Origin of the sequence: Sphingomonas sp. OV641, from assembly GCF_900109205.1 — a bacterium.
Taxonomy (GTDB): Bacteria; Pseudomonadota; Alphaproteobacteria; order Sphingomonadales; family Sphingomonadaceae; genus Sphingomonas.
Genome location: NZ_FNZB01000001.1, coordinates 476,202 through 492,795, shown reverse-complemented (window position 1 = coordinate 492,795; position 16,594 = coordinate 476,202). Strand labels below are relative to the sequence as shown.

General features: G+C 64.4%; 14 protein-coding genes. 9 read left to right on the top strand and 5 right to left on the bottom strand.

All coding sequences use genetic code 11. The annotated features are described in order from the left end of the window. Positions 1 to 69: 69 nt before the first annotated feature. The 6 genes from BMX36_RS02215 (at position 70) to BMX36_RS02190 (ending at position 7,196) form a co-directional block, all read left to right on the top strand. The gene (locus tag BMX36_RS02215; RefSeq protein WP_177179000.1) at positions 70 to 1,125 is read left to right on the top strand and encodes a right-handed parallel beta-helix repeat-containing protein; all 1,056 of its coding nucleotides are present in this window, start codon (positions 70 to 72) and stop codon (positions 1,123 to 1,125) included. Further along, entirely contained in the window at positions 1,109 to 2,161 is a 1,053-nt protein-coding gene (locus BMX36_RS02210; protein ID WP_093063535.1) for a nodulation protein NodZ, read from the top strand. Before BMX36_RS02215 ends, BMX36_RS02210 begins: the two co-directional genes overlap by 17 nt. A 93-nt stretch (positions 2,162 to 2,254) precedes the next feature. After that, on the top strand, positions 2,255 to 3,640 hold the full coding sequence (locus BMX36_RS02205) for an O-antigen ligase family protein (RefSeq protein WP_177178999.1): 1,386 nt from the start codon (positions 2,255 to 2,257) through the stop codon (positions 3,638 to 3,640). A gap of 35 nt (positions 3,641 to 3,675) precedes the next feature. After that, a complete protein-coding gene (locus BMX36_RS02200) occupies positions 3,676 to 5,091 on the top strand; it encodes an oligosaccharide flippase family protein (RefSeq protein WP_256210743.1) in 1,416 nt (471 codons plus the stop codon). A 92-nt stretch (positions 5,092 to 5,183) separates the two neighbouring features. After that, positions 5,184 to 6,530 (top strand): AAA family ATPase, encoded by a 1,347-nt coding sequence (locus tag BMX36_RS02195; RefSeq protein WP_093063532.1) that lies wholly within the window; start codon positions 5,184 to 5,186, stop codon positions 6,528 to 6,530. A 447-nt stretch (positions 6,531 to 6,977) separates the two neighbouring features. Continuing rightward, on the top strand, positions 6,978 to 7,196 hold the full coding sequence (locus BMX36_RS02190; RefSeq protein ID WP_093063531.1) for a hypothetical protein: 219 nt from the start codon (positions 6,978 to 6,980) through the stop codon (positions 7,194 to 7,196). Positions 7,197 to 7,756: 560 nt separating this feature from the next. Here the strand turns inward: BMX36_RS02190 and BMX36_RS02185 are convergent. Genes BMX36_RS02185 through BMX36_RS02175 form a run of 3 tightly spaced genes read right to left on the bottom strand, consistent with a single transcriptional unit; the run spans position 7,757 to position 10,792 of the window. Continuing rightward, positions 7,757 to 8,641 (bottom strand): CpsD/CapB family tyrosine-protein kinase, encoded by an 885-nt coding sequence (locus tag BMX36_RS02185; RefSeq protein WP_093063530.1) that lies wholly within the window; start codon positions 8,639 to 8,641, stop codon positions 7,757 to 7,759. Further along, a complete protein-coding gene (locus BMX36_RS02180) occupies positions 8,638 to 9,963 on the bottom strand; it encodes a GumC family protein (protein ID WP_093063529.1) in 1,326 nt (441 codons plus the stop codon). Before BMX36_RS02180 ends, BMX36_RS02185 begins: the two co-directional genes overlap by 4 nt. 13 nt (positions 9,964 to 9,976) lie before the next feature. Then, positions 9,977 to 10,792, bottom strand: a complete 816-nt coding sequence (locus BMX36_RS02175) for a polysaccharide biosynthesis/export family protein (protein WP_093063528.1) — start codon at positions 10,790 to 10,792, stop codon at positions 9,977 to 9,979. Positions 10,793 to 11,131: 339 nt separating this feature from the next. On the opposite strand from BMX36_RS02175, the gene BMX36_RS02170 reads away from it, so the two are divergent. Beyond that, complete coding sequence (locus tag BMX36_RS02170) at positions 11,132 to 13,072, top strand: right-handed parallel beta-helix repeat-containing protein (RefSeq protein ID WP_177178997.1); 1,941 nt, start codon at positions 11,132 to 11,134, stop codon at positions 13,070 to 13,072. A 185-nt stretch (positions 13,073 to 13,257) separates the two neighbouring features. After that, the gene (locus BMX36_RS02165) at positions 13,258 to 13,824 is read left to right on the top strand and encodes a CHAP domain-containing protein (protein ID WP_093063526.1); all 567 of its coding nucleotides are present in this window, start codon (positions 13,258 to 13,260) and stop codon (positions 13,822 to 13,824) included. A 16-nt stretch (positions 13,825 to 13,840) separates the two neighbouring features. Here BMX36_RS02165 and BMX36_RS02160 read toward each other — a convergent pair whose 3' ends face one another. Then, on the bottom strand, positions 13,841 to 14,521 hold the full coding sequence (locus tag BMX36_RS02160; RefSeq protein WP_093063525.1) for a tRNA (guanine(46)-N(7))-methyltransferase TrmB: 681 nt from the start codon (positions 14,519 to 14,521) through the stop codon (positions 13,841 to 13,843). A 65-nt stretch (positions 14,522 to 14,586) separates the two neighbouring features. Between BMX36_RS02160 and BMX36_RS02155 the strand changes: the two genes are divergently transcribed. Then, complete coding sequence (locus BMX36_RS02155; RefSeq protein ID WP_093063524.1) at positions 14,587 to 15,231, top strand: phosphatase PAP2 family protein; 645 nt, start codon at positions 14,587 to 14,589, stop codon at positions 15,229 to 15,231. 115 nt (positions 15,232 to 15,346) lie between these two features. On the opposite strand, the gene metK is transcribed toward BMX36_RS02155, so the two are convergent. Further along, complete coding sequence (gene metK / locus BMX36_RS02150; RefSeq protein WP_066779934.1) at positions 15,347 to 16,555, bottom strand: methionine adenosyltransferase; 1,209 nt, start codon at positions 16,553 to 16,555, stop codon at positions 15,347 to 15,349. Positions 16,556 to 16,594 lie beyond the last annotated feature (39 nt).

Here is a 16,594-nt window from a genome sequence, read left to right as displayed (position 1 = left end):
ATCACCTCAGTTCGATCCGTTTCGGCCGCGATTGCCATGGGTCTCGGTGCGCTGGCCTCAGGATCAGCGATGCCCGCTCCCGCACCGCTGCGGGAGGTGGTCGTGCAAAACACGGCGCAGCTCGTGATGGTTCTGCGTCAGGCGCGCGGCGGGCAGCGCATCCTGCTCGCGCCCGGCAATTACGCGCCCTTCGCCCTGCGGGAGATCAAGCCCGCGAGCGAACTGGTCATCACCTCCCAGGATCCGGCGCGTCGCGCGGTGCTAACGGGCGTGAACCTGCGCGGCAGCGCGAACCTTACCTTCCGCAACCTCGTGCTGCGTGGATCAGGCACGGCGGCGCAGGAGGACTTCCTGTTTCGCGACGTGCGCAACCTCACGATCACGCATGTTCTTGCCAGCGGCCGGGCCGGGCCGGTCGGACTTGCCGAGGACAAGATCCTGCAATTGCGCGACTGCGTCGGTGCGACGATCTCGCACGCGGAATTCACCAATGCCGTGATCGCCGTGTCCCTTCTCGACACCTCCGGCGTGTCGGTGGTGTCGAGCTATTTCCACGATCTCCGCATGGATGCGATTCGTGGCGGCGGGAACTCGAACGTCCTGATCGCCTATAACCACGTCACCGGTTTCACTCCGGCGGCCAAGGATCATCCGGACGGGATCCAGTTCTGGACCAGTCGCCAGAAAACCGGCGCGCACGACATCAGGATCATCGGCAACGTCATTCATCGCGGGCGGGGCAAGGCGATGCAGGGCATCTTCCTGCGCGATGAAACCGGCAGCCTGCCATACCGGAACATCGCGCTGGAAGAGAACATCGTGGTGGGCGGCATGTTCAATGGCATCGCCGTTCTCTCCGAAACGGAGTCGCTAACGCTGACGGCCAACACCGTCGCTGCCTACCCCGATCAGAAGAGCTGGATTCGGGTAAACGGCCATGCCGCGCTTCGCGGCAACAAGGCCCCGATTTACCTCATCGGCAACAAGCGTGTCGAACGCGTGAGGAACAACCAGGTCGTGCCTGCCCGGGCGGACGCCGGCGCGGCCGCCGTGCGGGCCTGGGCCGCCGGCCGCCCCCTCCATCGTTACAGCGAAAGTCTCCGCCGCTATGTCGACAGTCTCTGACGCTCGCCAGTCGCTGCGGCCATCCCCCGCGAACGACACCGCGCCGGCCGGGGATCAGGCGCCGCTGCCGCACGGCGTTCGCCCGCTGCTGATCAAGGCGAAGGGCGGGCTCGGCAACCGTATGCTCGCTGGCGTCACTGGCGTGATCCTGGCGCAGCTCGGTGGCCGCACCCCCGTCATCGATTGGCGGGACGGCTTGTACCTGCCCGAAGGCACGAATCTTTACCCTCTCCTGTTCCGCGATCCGGTCAGGATCGATCCCGCCTGCTACGATGGCAGCACCTGTGTTGCCCCCGCGCTCTGGTCGGGGCGCCTCGCCGAGCAGCCGGTCAGCATCATCGCCCGGCACTTCCCCGACAGGCACTCCAGCCCCTTCATCTATCGGCGCCTGTCCATTCCTTTAGCAGGTCCCGATCCGCTCGCCCGCGTGGGCGTCTTCTGGTCCTATCTGCCAAAGCTGGCGCGTCTGCGCGGGCGGCTGCACGCGGATCGGCGGTTCGACGGGCGAAGCCTGGATGCGATCACGCAGGACATGCTGCACCGGTATTTTACGCCGAACGATCGCGTGCGGCAAACCGTCAGCCGCCTCTTCGCCGGACGGCACCGGCCCATCATCGGGGTGCATATTCGCTTCACCGATCGCAAGGTGCCGCTGGCGAAGATCGAGCGCGCCCTCGCCAAGCTGCGTGAACGCTCACCGGCCAGCGATATCTTCCTGGCGACGGACAGCGCCGAGGCGCAGGCTTACATCGCCAGCCGCTTCAAGCGTGTGTTCACCATCGACAAACAATTGGCCGAGGATGGCGCCGCGCTTCATTATTCCGGCACGCAGATGGGCGATCCGCTACGGGAAGCGGAGAATGCCGTAATCGACATGTTTGCGCTCGCCGAGTGCGATTGGCTGATCCACTCGCGGCATTCCACCTTCTCCGTCGCCGCAAGCCTGATCGGCGGCATCCCTGCCAAGCGTCAGATCGACGTGGACCGCTTAAATCCGAAGGTGGTCGTCAAGCGCTGGTTTCAAGCCCTTGCCTGATCGCTGGACAGGATCGCGCATAGAGGCGTTTCGATGAAGCCTCAGCCGTCTGACGGCCGGCCTTTAAGAGGGGCAGCGCCGGCCCGCCCCGTCGTGGCGGTTCGTCACGGGCGTTTGGTACGTCTCTCCGCACCTGCCGCCGCCGCCGCTTCGATAAAGGCTGAGCCGCCGGGAGTTCCGGCGCAGGTTGTCGCGCCGAGCACCCGCGCAGCCATCCTGCTCTTCATCTGTGTGCTGTTCGTGCCATCGGTCTTCTTCCTCGGTCCCATCGCACTGCCACCGGCCCTCCTCTACCTGGCGATCGGCTTCCTTCCCCTGCTTACTTCGTGGCTGAGTGGCCGGGCGGGCCCGCGCACAGCGACCGATCTGCTCGTCCTCGGCTTTGCCAGCTGGGCCTTCCTCACGCGCCTCCTCCTGCTGGACATCGGCAACGCACTGGAGCCCGCCGGCGTCGTTCTACTGCAAACTGCGGGGGCGTATTTCACCGGCCGTGTGCTCGTCCGAAATGCAGGAGCCACCCGCCTGGTGTTCGCTTCTGCCATGATCGGGGTCGCCGTGTTGCTACCCGTCCTTCTGTGGGAGTCGGTCACCGGGTCGAAGCCGCTGCTCGATCTCGCCGCCCTGTTCAGCAGCACGCTTCTGCCCACCCATATGGATCCACGCTGGGGATTTCACCGCGCTCAGGGGGTGTTTGAACACCCGATCCTGCTCGGCATGTTCGCTGCCACGCTGGTCTCGGCGGCCGTCTTCATGTTTCCCGGTCGGCAAGGTCGGCTGATGCGCTGGTTCGGCACTCCCGCGGTTATCCTTGCAGCGATGACGTCGCTGTCCACCGGTGCACTGCTCAGCATGAACATCCAGTTCGGCCTCATGCTGTGGAACGCGATCCTGCGGACTGTGCAGAAGCGCTGGACGATCCTGATCTCGCTGGTGATCGCGCTCTATATCGCCGCTGATCTTCTGTCCGACCGCACGCCGTTTCACCTGTTTGTCGACTATGCGACGTTCAGCGCGCAAAGCTCCTACAATCGGATCCTGATCTGGCAGTTCGGCTCGGCCGCGGTCATGGACTCGCCGCTCCTCGGCCATGGGACCGACGATTGGGAGCGGCCCGCGTTCATGCACGCCAGCATGGACAATTTCTGGCTGGTGATCGCTTATCGTTACGGACTCCCCGGCTTGATCCTCCTGGCCGCGGCGTTTGTTGTGTCGATCTGGCGCATCGCTCATCATCCGGAAACTGATGTTGAGGGCCGGGACATGCGCCGTGGGGTGATCTTTTCGCTGGTCGCCACGATGATCGCCGCCGTCAGCGTGCATCTCTGGAACAACAGCTACATTTGGCTGATGTTTGCGCTCGGCACGGTGTCCTGGATGACGCGCACGGACGATGGTGAGCCGATCGGTCCCACGCCGATGAATTCCGAGCCGCAGCCTTCGCAGGATCGCCATGCGCGGCTGCGTCGGCTCGGCTTTTGAGCGGATGCACCGGCGATGACGGGCGACGACTGGTGATGCTCCGTTCAGGTGGATTGGTGCTGGCTGCAAACCTAGTCGATGTTGCGGCCATTCTCCTCCGCAACATCATCCTGGCGCGCCTGTTGCCCGTCGATCAGTTCGGTCTCGCCGCCACCTTTTCCATTCTCATGACCATGGTGGAGACGTTTCAGAACGTCGGGATCAACAGGCTCGTCGTGCAGGATGCGCGTGCAGACGATCTTCGCTTCGTGGCCTCCCTTCATGGCGCACAGCTCGTCGTCAGCATCGCCGCAGCCCTGCTGCTCGCCGGCGCGGCCTATCCCTTTGCGCTGGCGATGGGCACGCCGGCGCTGGCCTCCGCCTATCTCCTGCTCGCCGCCGTCCCATTGGCGAATGCCTTCCTCAATCTCGAAGGCTTCAGGGTGCAGCGGCACGGCCAGTTCGGGCCACAGGTGTTGCGCTCTTTCTTGTCGCAGCCGATCGGCCTTCTCGCCATCTTTCCCGGCTTCTGGTGGCTGGGCGATCATCGCGCCGCCCTCTTCGCGATCATCGCCCAGCAATCCGCCGCAGTGATCCTCACCCATGTGCACGTGCGCCAGCGATTTCGCATCGACTTCGACGGCGCGGTGCTGCGAGCGGCGCTCGCCTTTGGCTGGCCGCTGGTCGCCAATGGCCTATTGATGTTCCTGATCCTGAACGGCGATCGGATCATCGTTCTCCAGCGCTTCGGGCCGGCAGCGCTTGGCTGGTTCAGCGCGGCGGTCATGCTGACGCTCACGCCGGCCAATCTGATCGCAAAATCGCTCCAGACCCTGACGCTGCCCCTGCTCGCCAAGGCAAACGGCGATCCGCCTCGCTTTCAGCGCATCTACGACGGGGTTTGCAGCGCCACCGCCTGCACCGCGCTCGCGCTCGTCATCGGAACGTTGATCCTCGGCGATGTTGTCATCGCTTTGTTGTTCGGTGCGAAGTTCATGCCCGCTGCCACGTTTCTGGCCGCGCTCGCGTGCATGAATGCGCTGCGATTGCTTCGGGTAGCGCCCACTATCGCCGCCATGGCCTGCGGCGAGACCCGCAATCCGCTGTATGCCAATCTTGTTCGGGGAATGGGCGTCCCGATCGCGATCGCCGCCGCTGCGATGACGGGCGCGATAGAGCCGATGATCCTCGCTGGCGTCGTGGCAGAGTTCGCCGGCGCGATCACTGCGGGCGTTCTGGCGCATCGGCACGCCCAAATTGGCGGCGCCTATTACCAGCAGCTCCTTCTATTGCTCGGGCTCTGCCTCGTCGCAGCGCTCTCCATCACTTGGGTCAGCGCGCTCGGCTGGCTACTGCTTGGGCCGCTCGCCGCAATCCTGCTCCTTCGCTGCGCCGCCGGGGCCCAACTGCCGCCTCCGTTCTCCATTTTCAGGTTCACGCCAACCTCTTGGGGGCGCTCACATCGCACCTGATTGGTGGAAGATACCGCCGGGATGGATCCATTCCCTTGCCCCCCGGCGCGCGCCCGACCCATGACAAGCACCGGACAACCGGAAGGGGCGACATGAACTGGTTTTCTTCCTTGTTCGGCAAGCGCGAGGGAGACGCTGATCAAGGCGGGACTGCCTCGGCGGAAATCGCGCTGGCGCCTCCGCCTCCAGCCAGTGAGCGCGGGCGCGGCCTGCCTCGGTTCCGCGGCATGGCTGCTGATCAACTTGGCGTCGGCACACGGCGGCACGATCGCGTTCGTCTCAACCTGCGTCGCGCTTTCACCCCCGCGCGGCCGATCATGGATCCTGCGATGCTTGCCGGCCGCACCGATCTGTTGCGCACGATGATCCGCGCGATTGAGGACCAATATCTGCACCTCGTCCTCTTCGGGCCGCGCGGGATCGGCAAGACATCGATCCTGCATGTGCTGAGCGGGATTGCCCGGGAGTCACGCTATCTCGTGCGCTACATCTCATGCGGTGAGCGGACCAGTTTCGATCCGCTGTTCCGCTCGGTGATGGTCGATATTCCTCTGCTGTTCCACGCCAGGTACGACCCGGCGTCTGCCGAGATCGAGGAAGGGCTTTCCTTTGCCGATCTGCTCGACGAGTCTCCGCTAACCGTTGACCGCGCAAGTGAGCTGTTCAGTCAGGTCGCGGGCACGCGCCTGCTGATCGTGCTCGATGAATTTGATCGCGCGGGCGAGGCCGACTTCCGCCAGTCGGTGGCCGAATTGATCAAGAACGTGTCCGATCGGGGCAGCCAGGTGCAACTGGTCATCGCCGGCGTTGCCCAGAACCTGACAGAGATTATCACCCATGTTCCATCGATCCGCCGGAACATACTCGGCCTGCGCGTGCCCAACATGACGCAGGATGGAATCGCGGAACTGATCAGCAACGGTCAGCACGCCAGCGGAATGACGTTTACATCCAAGGCCTTGCAGCTCATCAACCTGACCGCGCTGGGCCTGCCCTATCTCGCCAGCCTGGTCGGCCAACATGCCGGCTTCGCGGCGCTTGATCGGTCATCGACCACGATCGACCACGCCGATGTTCACCGCGGCATCAGCCAGGTCCTCGCCCACCTCGACCTGCGGATCGCACCTGACGTGCGACAGCGTATGGAGCAGGCCATCCGGGACGGCCATGAGCGCACGCTCAGCCGTCTGGCGCAAGTGGCATTGGCAAACAGCTTCCTGCTCCCACGCGCCGAAATCGCGCGCGAGTTGAACAGTGGATCCAACGCTGGTCTGGGCAACGCGACCGAGACATTGGAAAGGATGTCAAAGGTCTATCGCCTCATTACACCATCGGTCGTTCACGTGGCTGACGCCTATGCGTTTGTAGATGACGGTATCGCCTTGTACCTCTGGGTGAGGATGATCAGCCAGGACGCCGCTTGCCGTGACGCGGCTTGAATTAGTCAAGCGATGTCGCGGCGCTGCACCGTCATCCTACGTTCTCCTAAGGCACCCAAGCGTCATCCGCGATGATCAGGAAAAGACTTCTCCTTCATTAGGACTTTCCTTTGGGTATGAAGTCGTACTTCACATGATAAACACGGACTTTTTTGAGACAGTTAGATCGGAGCCCGAAAGGAGATATCAAATCCTTTACCAAATTCGCGTAATATCGAATTCTGGTACAAGCCTACCCGGAGTGGGCTGCAGGGGAAGCCGAGGAGGCGGGGATGACCCAGCATGCGGCGCGATTAACGAACTACTGCAAATGCCTTGGCTTCGTCAGAGGTGGGATCAAAACTGACTGGATCAAGCATCGAACGCCCAGATCTAATTCACCGATAATTTGGTCCGATCTTCCGATCCACGTCACGGCCGGAACCGGAAGATCTGGCCTGCATCGCATTGAACCTGCGGTGGGGCGTTGCGGACCAAGTTCTTGGCCACCAATACACGGCCGAGGCGGCCAACCACTTCACCGGAGGTGACTCGCAGACTTCGCCTCCTTTAGATCGCCGAAAGATCGCTGTACGTGCCGCCATTATCGGCCTGTTCTCCTGGCGGGTGATCAATTGGTCGGTGAGCGACAAGATGGCCGCCCAGCTCGGAGCCGACGCGCTGTGAATGGCGATCTGGCGCCGCGGCAAGCCTGATGCCCTGCTGCACCACCCAGACCAAGGGCAGCCAATATATCGGCCAGCAGTCCAGCGGCTGATTGCCGTTGATGGCGTGACCTGCTCGATGAGCCGATCGGCAGCGTCTGTGACAAAGCGGCGACGGAGAGCTTCCTCGCCTCGCCGAAAACCAGGCGGTTTGGCGCAAGACGTATCGCACGCGCAATCAAGCGAGACAGACCCGTTCGCCTACATCGCCACTCTACAATCCCGACTGCAGTCACTCGACCTCGGACTATCTCAGTCCCATCGAGTTCGAACGGCAGCGCAGGCAGCGCGACCTCGTATGCGCCCAACCGACAGCACTTAGTCCCGCCAGTACGGCTTGAGCGCGCCGCGACGAGCCGGTGACACACGGCCGGTGTTCGCAGAAAGGCCGCGCGACCAAATTTGGAGCAAATTGCGGACCCACAAGGCCGCGCAGGGCCGAGCTTTAGACGGCAAACCCAAACGAGCACCGTCTGCAGAGTCGTCCCGTCACAAAGAGGCAGAAGCACCCGCGTTCGACACCTAAAAGTCCGTCAGAAAGCTTCCCACCACCTTCACACGATCACTGACCAGGTCTTCCTGCGTCTGCCGCATGTCGGCCACGTGCGTGACGTCATAGCGCGCAACGATCATGGCATAGCGAACCGTCATTGCTGCATTTCGGGCATCCATGCTGCCGAAGGCCGCAGGCGTGTCGACGATGGTAAGGTCGAAGGACCGCATGGCGTGGTCGACGATCTCCTTGAACCTTCTGCCGGCGATGAGATCCCGCGCGCGGGCCGCACCGTCACCTGCGAATAGGACCGAAAGGTTGAGGCGCACACCCTGCCGCGTCTGGTCGATCTGCTCGCTGCTTTTGGCCAGCAGCATCTGGGCGAGCCCGCTCGCCGGTGCCGAAGGCTGGATAAAGTCCTGCACGCCGGGTCGGGCCATGTTCGCGTCGATCAACAGCGTGTTCATACCCGCTTGTGCACAAGCCACCGCCAGGTTCACCGCGACCGTGGTACAGCCGGTGCCGGCACGCGGTGAACATAACACCAGTCCACGGCGGCCATCGCCCACATGTCTGGCGAGCAGATGCGCTTGAACCGCGCGATAGCTGGCCGCCGCCGCACCATCTGGCGCGGAGAGGCAGACGATGCGGCGCGAGAAGGCGTAGTCCGTGGCAGCACCATCGTCGGCTGGCGGAACAGCCTCATGCTGGTCCGCGACTTCACGCGTGGCCGGGCCGCCTTCCAGCCGCTCCGGCATAAGCCCGACATCGGGACCAGACGGCTCGGCGGAGAGGGCATCGTTGCCTATTCCCTCCTTCGCTTCGCCTGTCTCACTGGCCCGCCCCAGCGCGCTGCTCCAGCGTCGATCCTGATCGCCATCATCCACGCCAATGCTGCTCGTCATCGCGCTCATGCCGTCGCCCCCCGAGACAAACCAAGCTTCAGGCCCGCCAAGCTGAGCCCTAGGCCGGAGGAACGTGGCAGCATGCCGATCACCGGCACGCCCGCCATGGCCAAATCCTCGGGGCCCCGGACGCGTCGACTGATCAATTCCATCAGGATGGCCGTCAGCACACCGACAACACAACCCGCGGCGAGCCCGCCAAGGATGAGGATCCAGCGACCGGGCGTCACCGGCACGCGCGGCAGGGCAGCAGCGCCAAGCTTGCTGAAACCGGCCTCGGTCGATTGCGCCTGCAGCTCAAATTCGGCCGCCCGCTGCATGGTTTTGGCCACCTGTTCGCGTAGAACCGCAACATCGCCGGCGAGCCGCCGCGCTTCATCCACCAGCCCACGCTGCGCCAGAACCTTGTTCGCCTGAACGCTCAGGCTGGTACCGGGGGATCCGGCGGCCGGCACCTGGCTTGCGATCCGCATGGCCGCCAATTCACGCTCGACCGCCGCCGAAAGCGCGGCGCGCTGCCGCTCCAGACCGATGATCTCAGGATGATTGCGACCCATGGACGGCCGAGCCGCGGCAAGCTGCGCGTCCACCTGTGCCAATTGACCAGAGGAGGGCGCGATCGCCGGCGCCGCCACCATGGATGGCGCCGCCGGCGCGCTGCTCGCAAGCGCACGCAGCTTGGCGGATTCCGCATCCACATTGTCGTCCTGCAGCACGATCTGGTTGGCGCGCTCGAAAGCGGCCTTGCGTTGCTCGGCAACAACGAGACGTCGCTTGAGCGCCGTCACTTGCCCGGTGAACCAGATCGCCTTTTGCGCAGCATCGCGCCGCTTGCTGTCGATCGCTTCGGCGATGAAGGCGTCGCGCAATGCGTCCGCGCCCCGCCGCGCCGTCTCGGGCACGGTGGAGCTATAGGCAATCTCGAGAAGCGGGCTGTTTCGGATCATGGTGGCCCGCGTGCGCTGGGACACGTCTTCGGCCAGCCAATCGCGCATGGCGAGACGACCACCGACCTGCAACGCGCGCTGGTGCGCCGCGCGAAGCACAGGCGACCGGGTCCAGCCGAAATGATCGACCACCCGCCTCGTCACCCGTGGATCGCGCACGAGTTCGACCTGCGCCGCGAGGAAGGTCTCCAAGGTTTTGGGGGGCAGCGTCACACCCGTCACCGGATCGGCCTTCAGCATATCGACCACGATCCGCGACCGTGCCTCATACCGTGGCGGCATCCATTTCGCCGCGATGGCGCCTGCGGCGGCACCCACAACCGCCAGCAAGACGATCAGCCAGGATCGTGCCCGCAGCATGCGCAGGATCTGAATGGGAGTCACGCCCGCCTCCCGCTCAGAAGAAGCGTTCACCAACGACAAGCACGTCGTTGGCCTGCAATTCTTCGTTCAGGGCGGCTTTCAGCTCCTCACCCCGGCGGACCAGCTTCACCCGTCTCGCGGATCCAAGCGACGTCAGCCCACCGCTTCGCGCCAGCGCCATCTGCACCGTCATGGGGCCGTCGATCGGAAAGGCCCCGGGCGCGTTTACCTGCCCATAGATATAGAAAGTCGGTGGCGGCACGACGAAGACCTTGTCGCCCGCGTCCACCGGCGGATCCTGCGTCGTCGGCGCCGCAGCGATCGCGCGCAGCGACACGGAACGGGACGATCCATCAGGACGCGTCAGCACGATGGTATCCGCGGAGGAGCTCACGCCCCCTGCCCGCGCCACGATCTCCGTCAGGTGATACGCGCGGTCGATCGGCACGATCCCCGGCTGGTTCACCTGCCCCAGAACGGTGACATATCTGCTGCCATAAGTCGCGATCGAGACGGTCACGACGGGATCTTCAAGGAAGTTCCCGCCCTTCAGGCGCGCCCGCAGCTCATTGCGCAGTTCAAGCGGCGTGCGCCCCGCCGCGGGCACGGTGCCGACGAACGGCAATTGCACCGTCCCATCCTCCTGCACCTGCACCCGCGCGGTGAAATCCGTCCGGCCGATCACCGCTGTTTCGATCACGTCGCCGCGCCCCAGCACATAGGGGGGCCGCTGGTCGTTGGACAAAGCCTCGCCCTGCGTCGCGCCTGCCGATCCCGTCTGCTGCGCCGTGGCAGATACGCCCGCCGTGGCGATCGCGCCTACCAGAATACAGGTCCATCCGTACCGCATCGCGTCCCTCCCGGCATGACGGACCTATGATGTCGGGCGCGAGCGGCGCGGCGCAGTTAGATCCGAAGTAGATTAACCGCCATCATGGGTCGTCATTCTTACGAGAGACATTGCGTACGCTGTTTCACCTTCTTCTCAACCGGTCGGACCGCTGGTTATGTCCAGATTGGATGTTCATCCCTCATTGCCTCTGATTGCGTCACCTTCGATCGGCGGAGACCGGCGCACCATAGTACTTGCCCTTAGCCATTCCTTAACCTGGCTGTTAAATCTTCCCGTGCATGCATGGCTGTGTTGGAAGCCCGCCCAATCGCGCGGGATCTGAGGCAGGAACATCACATGGCAACGATAAGCGTCTCCTCGGCTGCGGAGCTGATGGCGGCTGCAGCACAGGCCCGCGCCGGCGACACGATCGCGCTGGCCGCCGGCACCTACGACAAGGTCACTCTGCGGAACGTCAAGTTCGACGCGCCGGTCACCATCACCTCCGCCACCCCCGGCAATCCTGCCGAGATCACCGGGCTGAAGGCGCTCGGCGTGGAGAACATTACGTTCCGCAATGTCGTTTTTGCGGACAAGGATGCGTCCACCGCTTATGATTTCGAGGTCAAGAACGCCGTTGGGGTCAGCTTCGACCAGGTCGTGATCCGCGGGCAGGACGGTGAGGCCGGCTACCAGTCCAATGCCTTCATGGTGCGCGGCAGCCGCGATGTCTCCATCACCAATTCGGAGATCACGCACCTGCGCTACGGCATCAACATGCTCGACAATTCGGGCGTGACGATCAAGGGCAACTATTTCCATGACATGCGCGCGGACGGCTTCCACGGGGGCGGTCTCTCCAACGTGCTCGTCGCCGACAATGTATTCACCGATTTCCACCCGGAAGCCGGCGATCACCCGGACGCTATCCAGTTCTGGACCGCCAATCAGAAAGTCAGCGCCGAAAACATCACCATCACCGGCAATGTGATCCATCGCGGCGACGGAGCGGCGATCCAGGGCATCTTCATGGGCGACGAAACCGACGCCCTGCCGTACAAGAACGTCACCATTTCGGACAATCTGGTGGTCGGCGGGATGTACAATGGCATCCATGTCGAGCGCGCCGATGGCCTGGCCGTCACCGACAATATTGTCGCCGGCTATCTCGATCAGGCATCCTGGATCCGCGTCGCCGACGTCACCACAATGGCCGGTAACGTCGCGCAGACCTATGTCATCGACGGCAAGACGGTGGAGGCGCCGCAAGGCAATGCCACCACCAAGGCGATCTACGACGATGGCAGCGCTTTCGTTGGCGACTGGCTTGCCGCGAATCCCCAATGGGTCCGTTTCGCCGACGCATCGCCGGTGCTCGGCGAGGTGGTCGATGAACTGCGCGCGCTCGCGGATGTGCCCGCGCCCCCTGTCCCGGTCGCGCACATCGACGGCACCGATGGCGCCGATCGGCTGAAGGCGGCCGTCTTTGGCGACAGCGTGCTGGTCGGCGGCAAGGGCAACGATCAGCTGACGGGCGGCGATGGCCAAACCCGCATGGAGGGCGGCGCTGGCGACGACATCTATTTCGTGCGCACCGGTCGCGATCTGGTGATTGAGGACCGCAATGCCGGCACGGATACGGTCTATGCCTCGATCGATTACACGCTGCCCGACAATGTCGAAACGCTGCGCATGGCGGAACCGGGCCGCACGGGGCACGGCAATGCGCTGGACAATCGCGTCGCGGGGACCGCGGGAAGTGATGTCCTGTACGGCGGAGCCGGCAATGACTCGATGCAAGGGCTGGACGGCAATGACACGCTGCACGGCGAGGACGGGAAGGATAATCTGCACGGCGGCACCGGCAACGATCTGATCTACGGCGGCGCCGGCGGCGACACGCTCATCGGCGGCGAAGGCAGCGATCGCATCTGGGGCGGCGCTCAGGCCGACGTCATCGAAGGCGGGGTCGGCAATGATTTCATGAGCGGCGGCGCGGGCAGCGACAGCTTCCTCTTCCGCGAAGAATCCTTCGGCGATCGCGATGTGATCGCCGACTTCGGAGCTGGCGATCGCATCTCGCTGTCGATGATTGATGCCAACACGAACACGGATGCGAACGAGGCCTTCCGCTTCATCGGTACCAACGCCTTCACCGGCACCGCCGGCGAACTGCGCTACCAGCGCACCAGCGAGGGCGCGGTGTGCATGGCCGATATGACGGGAGATCGCGTGGCGGATCTCACCATCACGTTGACCGGGGTCGATCACCTCACTGCCTCGGCCTTCCTTCTCTGAGCCGCGATCCCGTTCCGCACGGGCCGGGGGCGATCGGCGAAAGTTCGGTCGCCCCCAAGCGCACTCAGGCTAGGTGAGCGCCCGATCATTACGCTGGCGGATCAACATGCTAACGGCGGCCGTAAGCCTTTGTTAATCGCGTTCGGCAACGTGTCAGACAATTCGTCCGGATAGTTCGAGGCGTGATGAAGCGTATTCTTGTGACCGCCGCCGCACTGGCCTGTGCCCTTGCTGCGCCTGCCCAGGCCCGCTCGCTGCTGGATTATGTCGGGCAGTGCGTGCCCTTCGCGCGGCAGGCATCGGGCATCCAGATCTATGGCGACGCATGGACCTGGTGGGATCAGGCCACGGAACGCTATGATCGTGGCGAGCGCCCGCGGGTCGGGTCCGTCATCGCATTTGCGCGTCAGGCCCGGCTGCCGCTGGGCCATGTCGCCGTGGTCAGCCGGATCGTCGAGTCGCGCGTGCTGATGCTCACCCATGCCAATTGGTCGCGCTTCGATGGGGAACGCGGCCACGCCGAGCAGGACGTAACCGTCTTTGACGTCAGCAAGAACAATGACTGGAGCGAGGTGAAGGTCTGGTTCCGCGACTCGAACGGCCTCGGCGGCACCGTCTACAAGGTGCACGGTTTCATCTACGCCCCGGGACGGCCGCATGAAAATCTCACGTCCGACAGCCCGGACTATGTCGGCGCGCTGATCGACGCTTATGTGCCGGGCGCCGGTGCCGGATCCCGCGCGATCCGGTGATCCCGCGCTGAGGTGCTTAGTTCCGACGGTAGCGGAAGTACCAAACCTCATGCCCCTGCCGGCGCGCCTTGCGTTCGTAGCGTGTCTCCGGCCAGTCGGCGGGCCGCTCCAGGAAATCACCCGGACGGCTCGCCAGCCAGGTGAAGTCCTGTCGCTGCGCCATCACCATCATCGACCAGCGGCAATAAGTCGGGTCATCCGTGCCGAGCCGGAACTCCGCGCCCGGCTTCAGCTTGGCGGCGATTAGGTCCAGCGGCCCATGGTTCATCATCCGCCTCTTGGCGTGGCGCGCCTTGGGCCAGGGATCGGGATGGAGCAGGTAAACGGCGTCCAGCGACTCGTCGGGCAAGCGTTCGACAACCGCCAGCGCGTCACCCATGTAGAGCCGCACGTTGCTCAGCGCCTCGTCGCGAATGTGGCCCAGCGCGCCCACCACGCCGTTGAGAAACGGCTCGCAGCCGATGAAGCCGGCCTCAGGTCGGGCGGCGGCCTGCCCCGCCAGATGCTCGCCCGCGCCAAAGCCGATCTCCAGCCGCAACGGCCGATCGTCGCCGAACAGGCGAGCGGCGTCGATCGGCCCTTCCTCGGGCACCGCCACCTTTGGCAACAGGTCTTCGACAAGCGCCGCCTGTCCCTTGCGCAACTTATGGCCCTGGGCACGGCCATAGAGCCGGCGGATGGTAGCGGGATCGTTCATCGGCGGGGGCGATAGCGTCACTCCCGCGCGGAGCAAAGCGGCACAAGCATCGTTCACCGCTGGCCATGGGAAAGAACAAGAAAAAGGCGAAGAAGATCGCCGAGGCCGAACATGATCTGGTGGGATCGGTCGCGGCTGCGGCCGAGCGCAAGCCCATCGCCCTGCTGGGCGCCGCCAGCGAGATTGCGGATCAGCCGCCGCTCGTTGCCCTGTCGCTTGCGACGATCGCGGCCGGCCTGGTGCTCCGTCGCCGCGACGTGACGCGCACCGGCGCGCGGATGCTGCTGGCCCATGCGCTGGCAACGGGCGGCAAGACGATCCTGAAGCGCTCGGTCGATCGCGCCCGTCCCGGACGCGCACTAATGGACGGTGAGGCCAAAGTCGGCGCCGGCAAGGGCGCCAGCGATACCGAATTCAATTCCTTCCCGTCCGGCCATACGGCCGGCGCGGTGAGCGTTGCGGAGGCGGTTGCGCGAACAACACCGCAACTGGCGCTTCCGGCCCGAACCAGCGCCGCCGCGATCGCCGGCGTTCAGCTGCCGCGCGGCGCTCATTACCCTACGGATGTCGCGATCGGCGCGCTCATCGGCTGGACGGCGGAGCGGATCGCCGGCGTGATCGTCGACGCAGCGGAGCGCCGGATCGATCGCGCGCGGGAGCAGCGCACGGAGGGCGCGGCGCTGGCCGAAGCGGAGGCACATCCAAGCTGACGAGCAGGCGGCGGAACGTCGGCGCAGCTTGAAGCGGCCGCGCGCCATTCCACTTGTAAAAGCAGCCAACCTTCTCGCCCCGGCCATGATCGGCCGGGGCAAGACGACATATGGCTCAGGCCAGAGCGGCCTTCAGATCGTCCACCAGGTCAAGCTTCTCCCACGGGAAGAAGTCACCATCGGGATCGCGGCCGAAGTGACCGTAAGCGGCGGTCCGCTCATAGATCGGCTTGTTGAGGCCCAGGTGCGTGCGGATGCCGCGCGGGGTCATGCCGCCCAGCTTTTCGATGCCGGCGATTGCCGCCTCGATCTTGTCGTCACCCACCGTGCCGGTGCCGTGCGTATCGACGTAGAGCGACAGCGGCTTGGCCACGCCGATCGCATAGGCGAGCTGGATCGTGCAACGCTTGGCAAGGCCAGCGGCAACGATGTTCTTCGCCAGATAGCGCGTGATATAAGCGGCCGACCGGTCCACCTTGGTCGGATCCTTGCCGCTGAACGCGCCGCCGCCATGCGGCGATGCGCCGCCGTAGGTGTCGACGATGATCTTGCGACCGGTCAGGCCAGCATCGCCGTCCGGGCCGCCGATCTCGAAGCTGCCGGTCGGGTTGATGTGGTAAACCGTGCTGTCCGACAGCAGCTCGGCCGGCAGGAGGTCCGCCACCACCTTCTTCACATAAGCGTGAAGCTCGGCTTCCTGCTCGCCCTTGTCATAGCCCTTGGCATGCTGGGTCGACACGACGATCGCGGTGCAGGCGACCGGCTTGCCGTTCTCGAAGCGAAGCGTCACCTGGCTCTTGGCATCCGGCTCCAGGAACGGCGCCGCGCCCGAATGACGGTCCTGCGCCATGCGGTGCAGGATGCGGTGGCTATAATAGAGCGTGGCCGGCATCAGGTCGGGCGTCTCGTCACAAGCGAAGCCGAACATGATGCCCTGGTCGCCGGCGCCTTCGTCCTTGTTGCCGCTCGCGTCCACGCCCTGCGCGATATGCGCCGACTGGCCGTGCAGGTTGTTCTCGAAGCGCAGCGTCTCCCAGTGGAAGCCGTCCTGCTCATAGCCGATGCGCTTCACCGTGTTGCGCACGGTGGCCTCGATCTCTTCCTCCGCACCGGCGGCCCAGGCGCCGTTCTCGTACACGCCCTTGCAGCGGATCTCGCCCGCCAGCACCACGAGCTGCGTGGTCGTCAGCGTTTCGCAGGCAATGCGTGCCTCGGGATCCTTGGACAGGAACAGATCGACGATCGCGTCGGAAATCTGGTCCGCCACCTTGTCGGGATGGCCCTCGCTGACGGATTCGCTGGTGAAAAGGTACGATTGGCGCATGATCACTCCGCCTGAGTTCTGATGAGATAAGGATATAAA

What these genes read in the sequence shown, in the direction of transcription:
- BMX36_RS02155 (WP_093063524.1), top strand. Translation starts at nt 14,587, where the DNA reads ATGGGAAAGAACAAGAAAAAGGCGAAGAAGATCGCCGAGGCCGAACAT.
- BMX36_RS02210 (WP_093063535.1), top strand. Translation starts at nt 1,109, where the DNA reads ATGTCGACAGTCTCTGACGCTCGCCAGTCGCTGCGGCCATCCCCCGCG.
- BMX36_RS02185 (WP_093063530.1), bottom strand. Translation starts at nt 8,641, where the DNA reads ATGAGCGCGATGACGAGCAGCATTGGCGTGGATGATGGCGATCAGGAT.
- BMX36_RS02165 (WP_093063526.1), top strand. Translation starts at nt 13,258, where the DNA reads ATGAAGCGTATTCTTGTGACCGCCGCCGCACTGGCCTGTGCCCTTGCT.
- metK (WP_066779934.1), bottom strand. Translation starts at nt 16,555, where the DNA reads ATGCGCCAATCGTACCTTTTCACCAGCGAATCCGTCAGCGAGGGCCAT.
- BMX36_RS02170 (WP_177178997.1), top strand. Translation starts at nt 11,132, where the DNA reads ATGGCAACGATAAGCGTCTCCTCGGCTGCGGAGCTGATGGCGGCTGCA.
- BMX36_RS02175 (WP_093063528.1), bottom strand. Translation starts at nt 10,792, where the DNA reads ATGCGGTACGGATGGACCTGTATTCTGGTAGGCGCGATCGCCACGGCG.
- BMX36_RS02160 (WP_093063525.1), bottom strand. Translation starts at nt 14,521, where the DNA reads ATGAACGATCCCGCTACCATCCGCCGGCTCTATGGCCGTGCCCAGGGC.
- BMX36_RS02200 (WP_256210743.1), top strand. Translation starts at nt 3,676, where the DNA reads ATGCTCCGTTCAGGTGGATTGGTGCTGGCTGCAAACCTAGTCGATGTT.
- BMX36_RS02215 (WP_177179000.1), top strand. Translation starts at nt 70, where the DNA reads ATGCCCGCTCCCGCACCGCTGCGGGAGGTGGTCGTGCAAAACACGGCG.
- BMX36_RS02195 (WP_093063532.1), top strand. Translation starts at nt 5,184, where the DNA reads ATGAACTGGTTTTCTTCCTTGTTCGGCAAGCGCGAGGGAGACGCTGAT.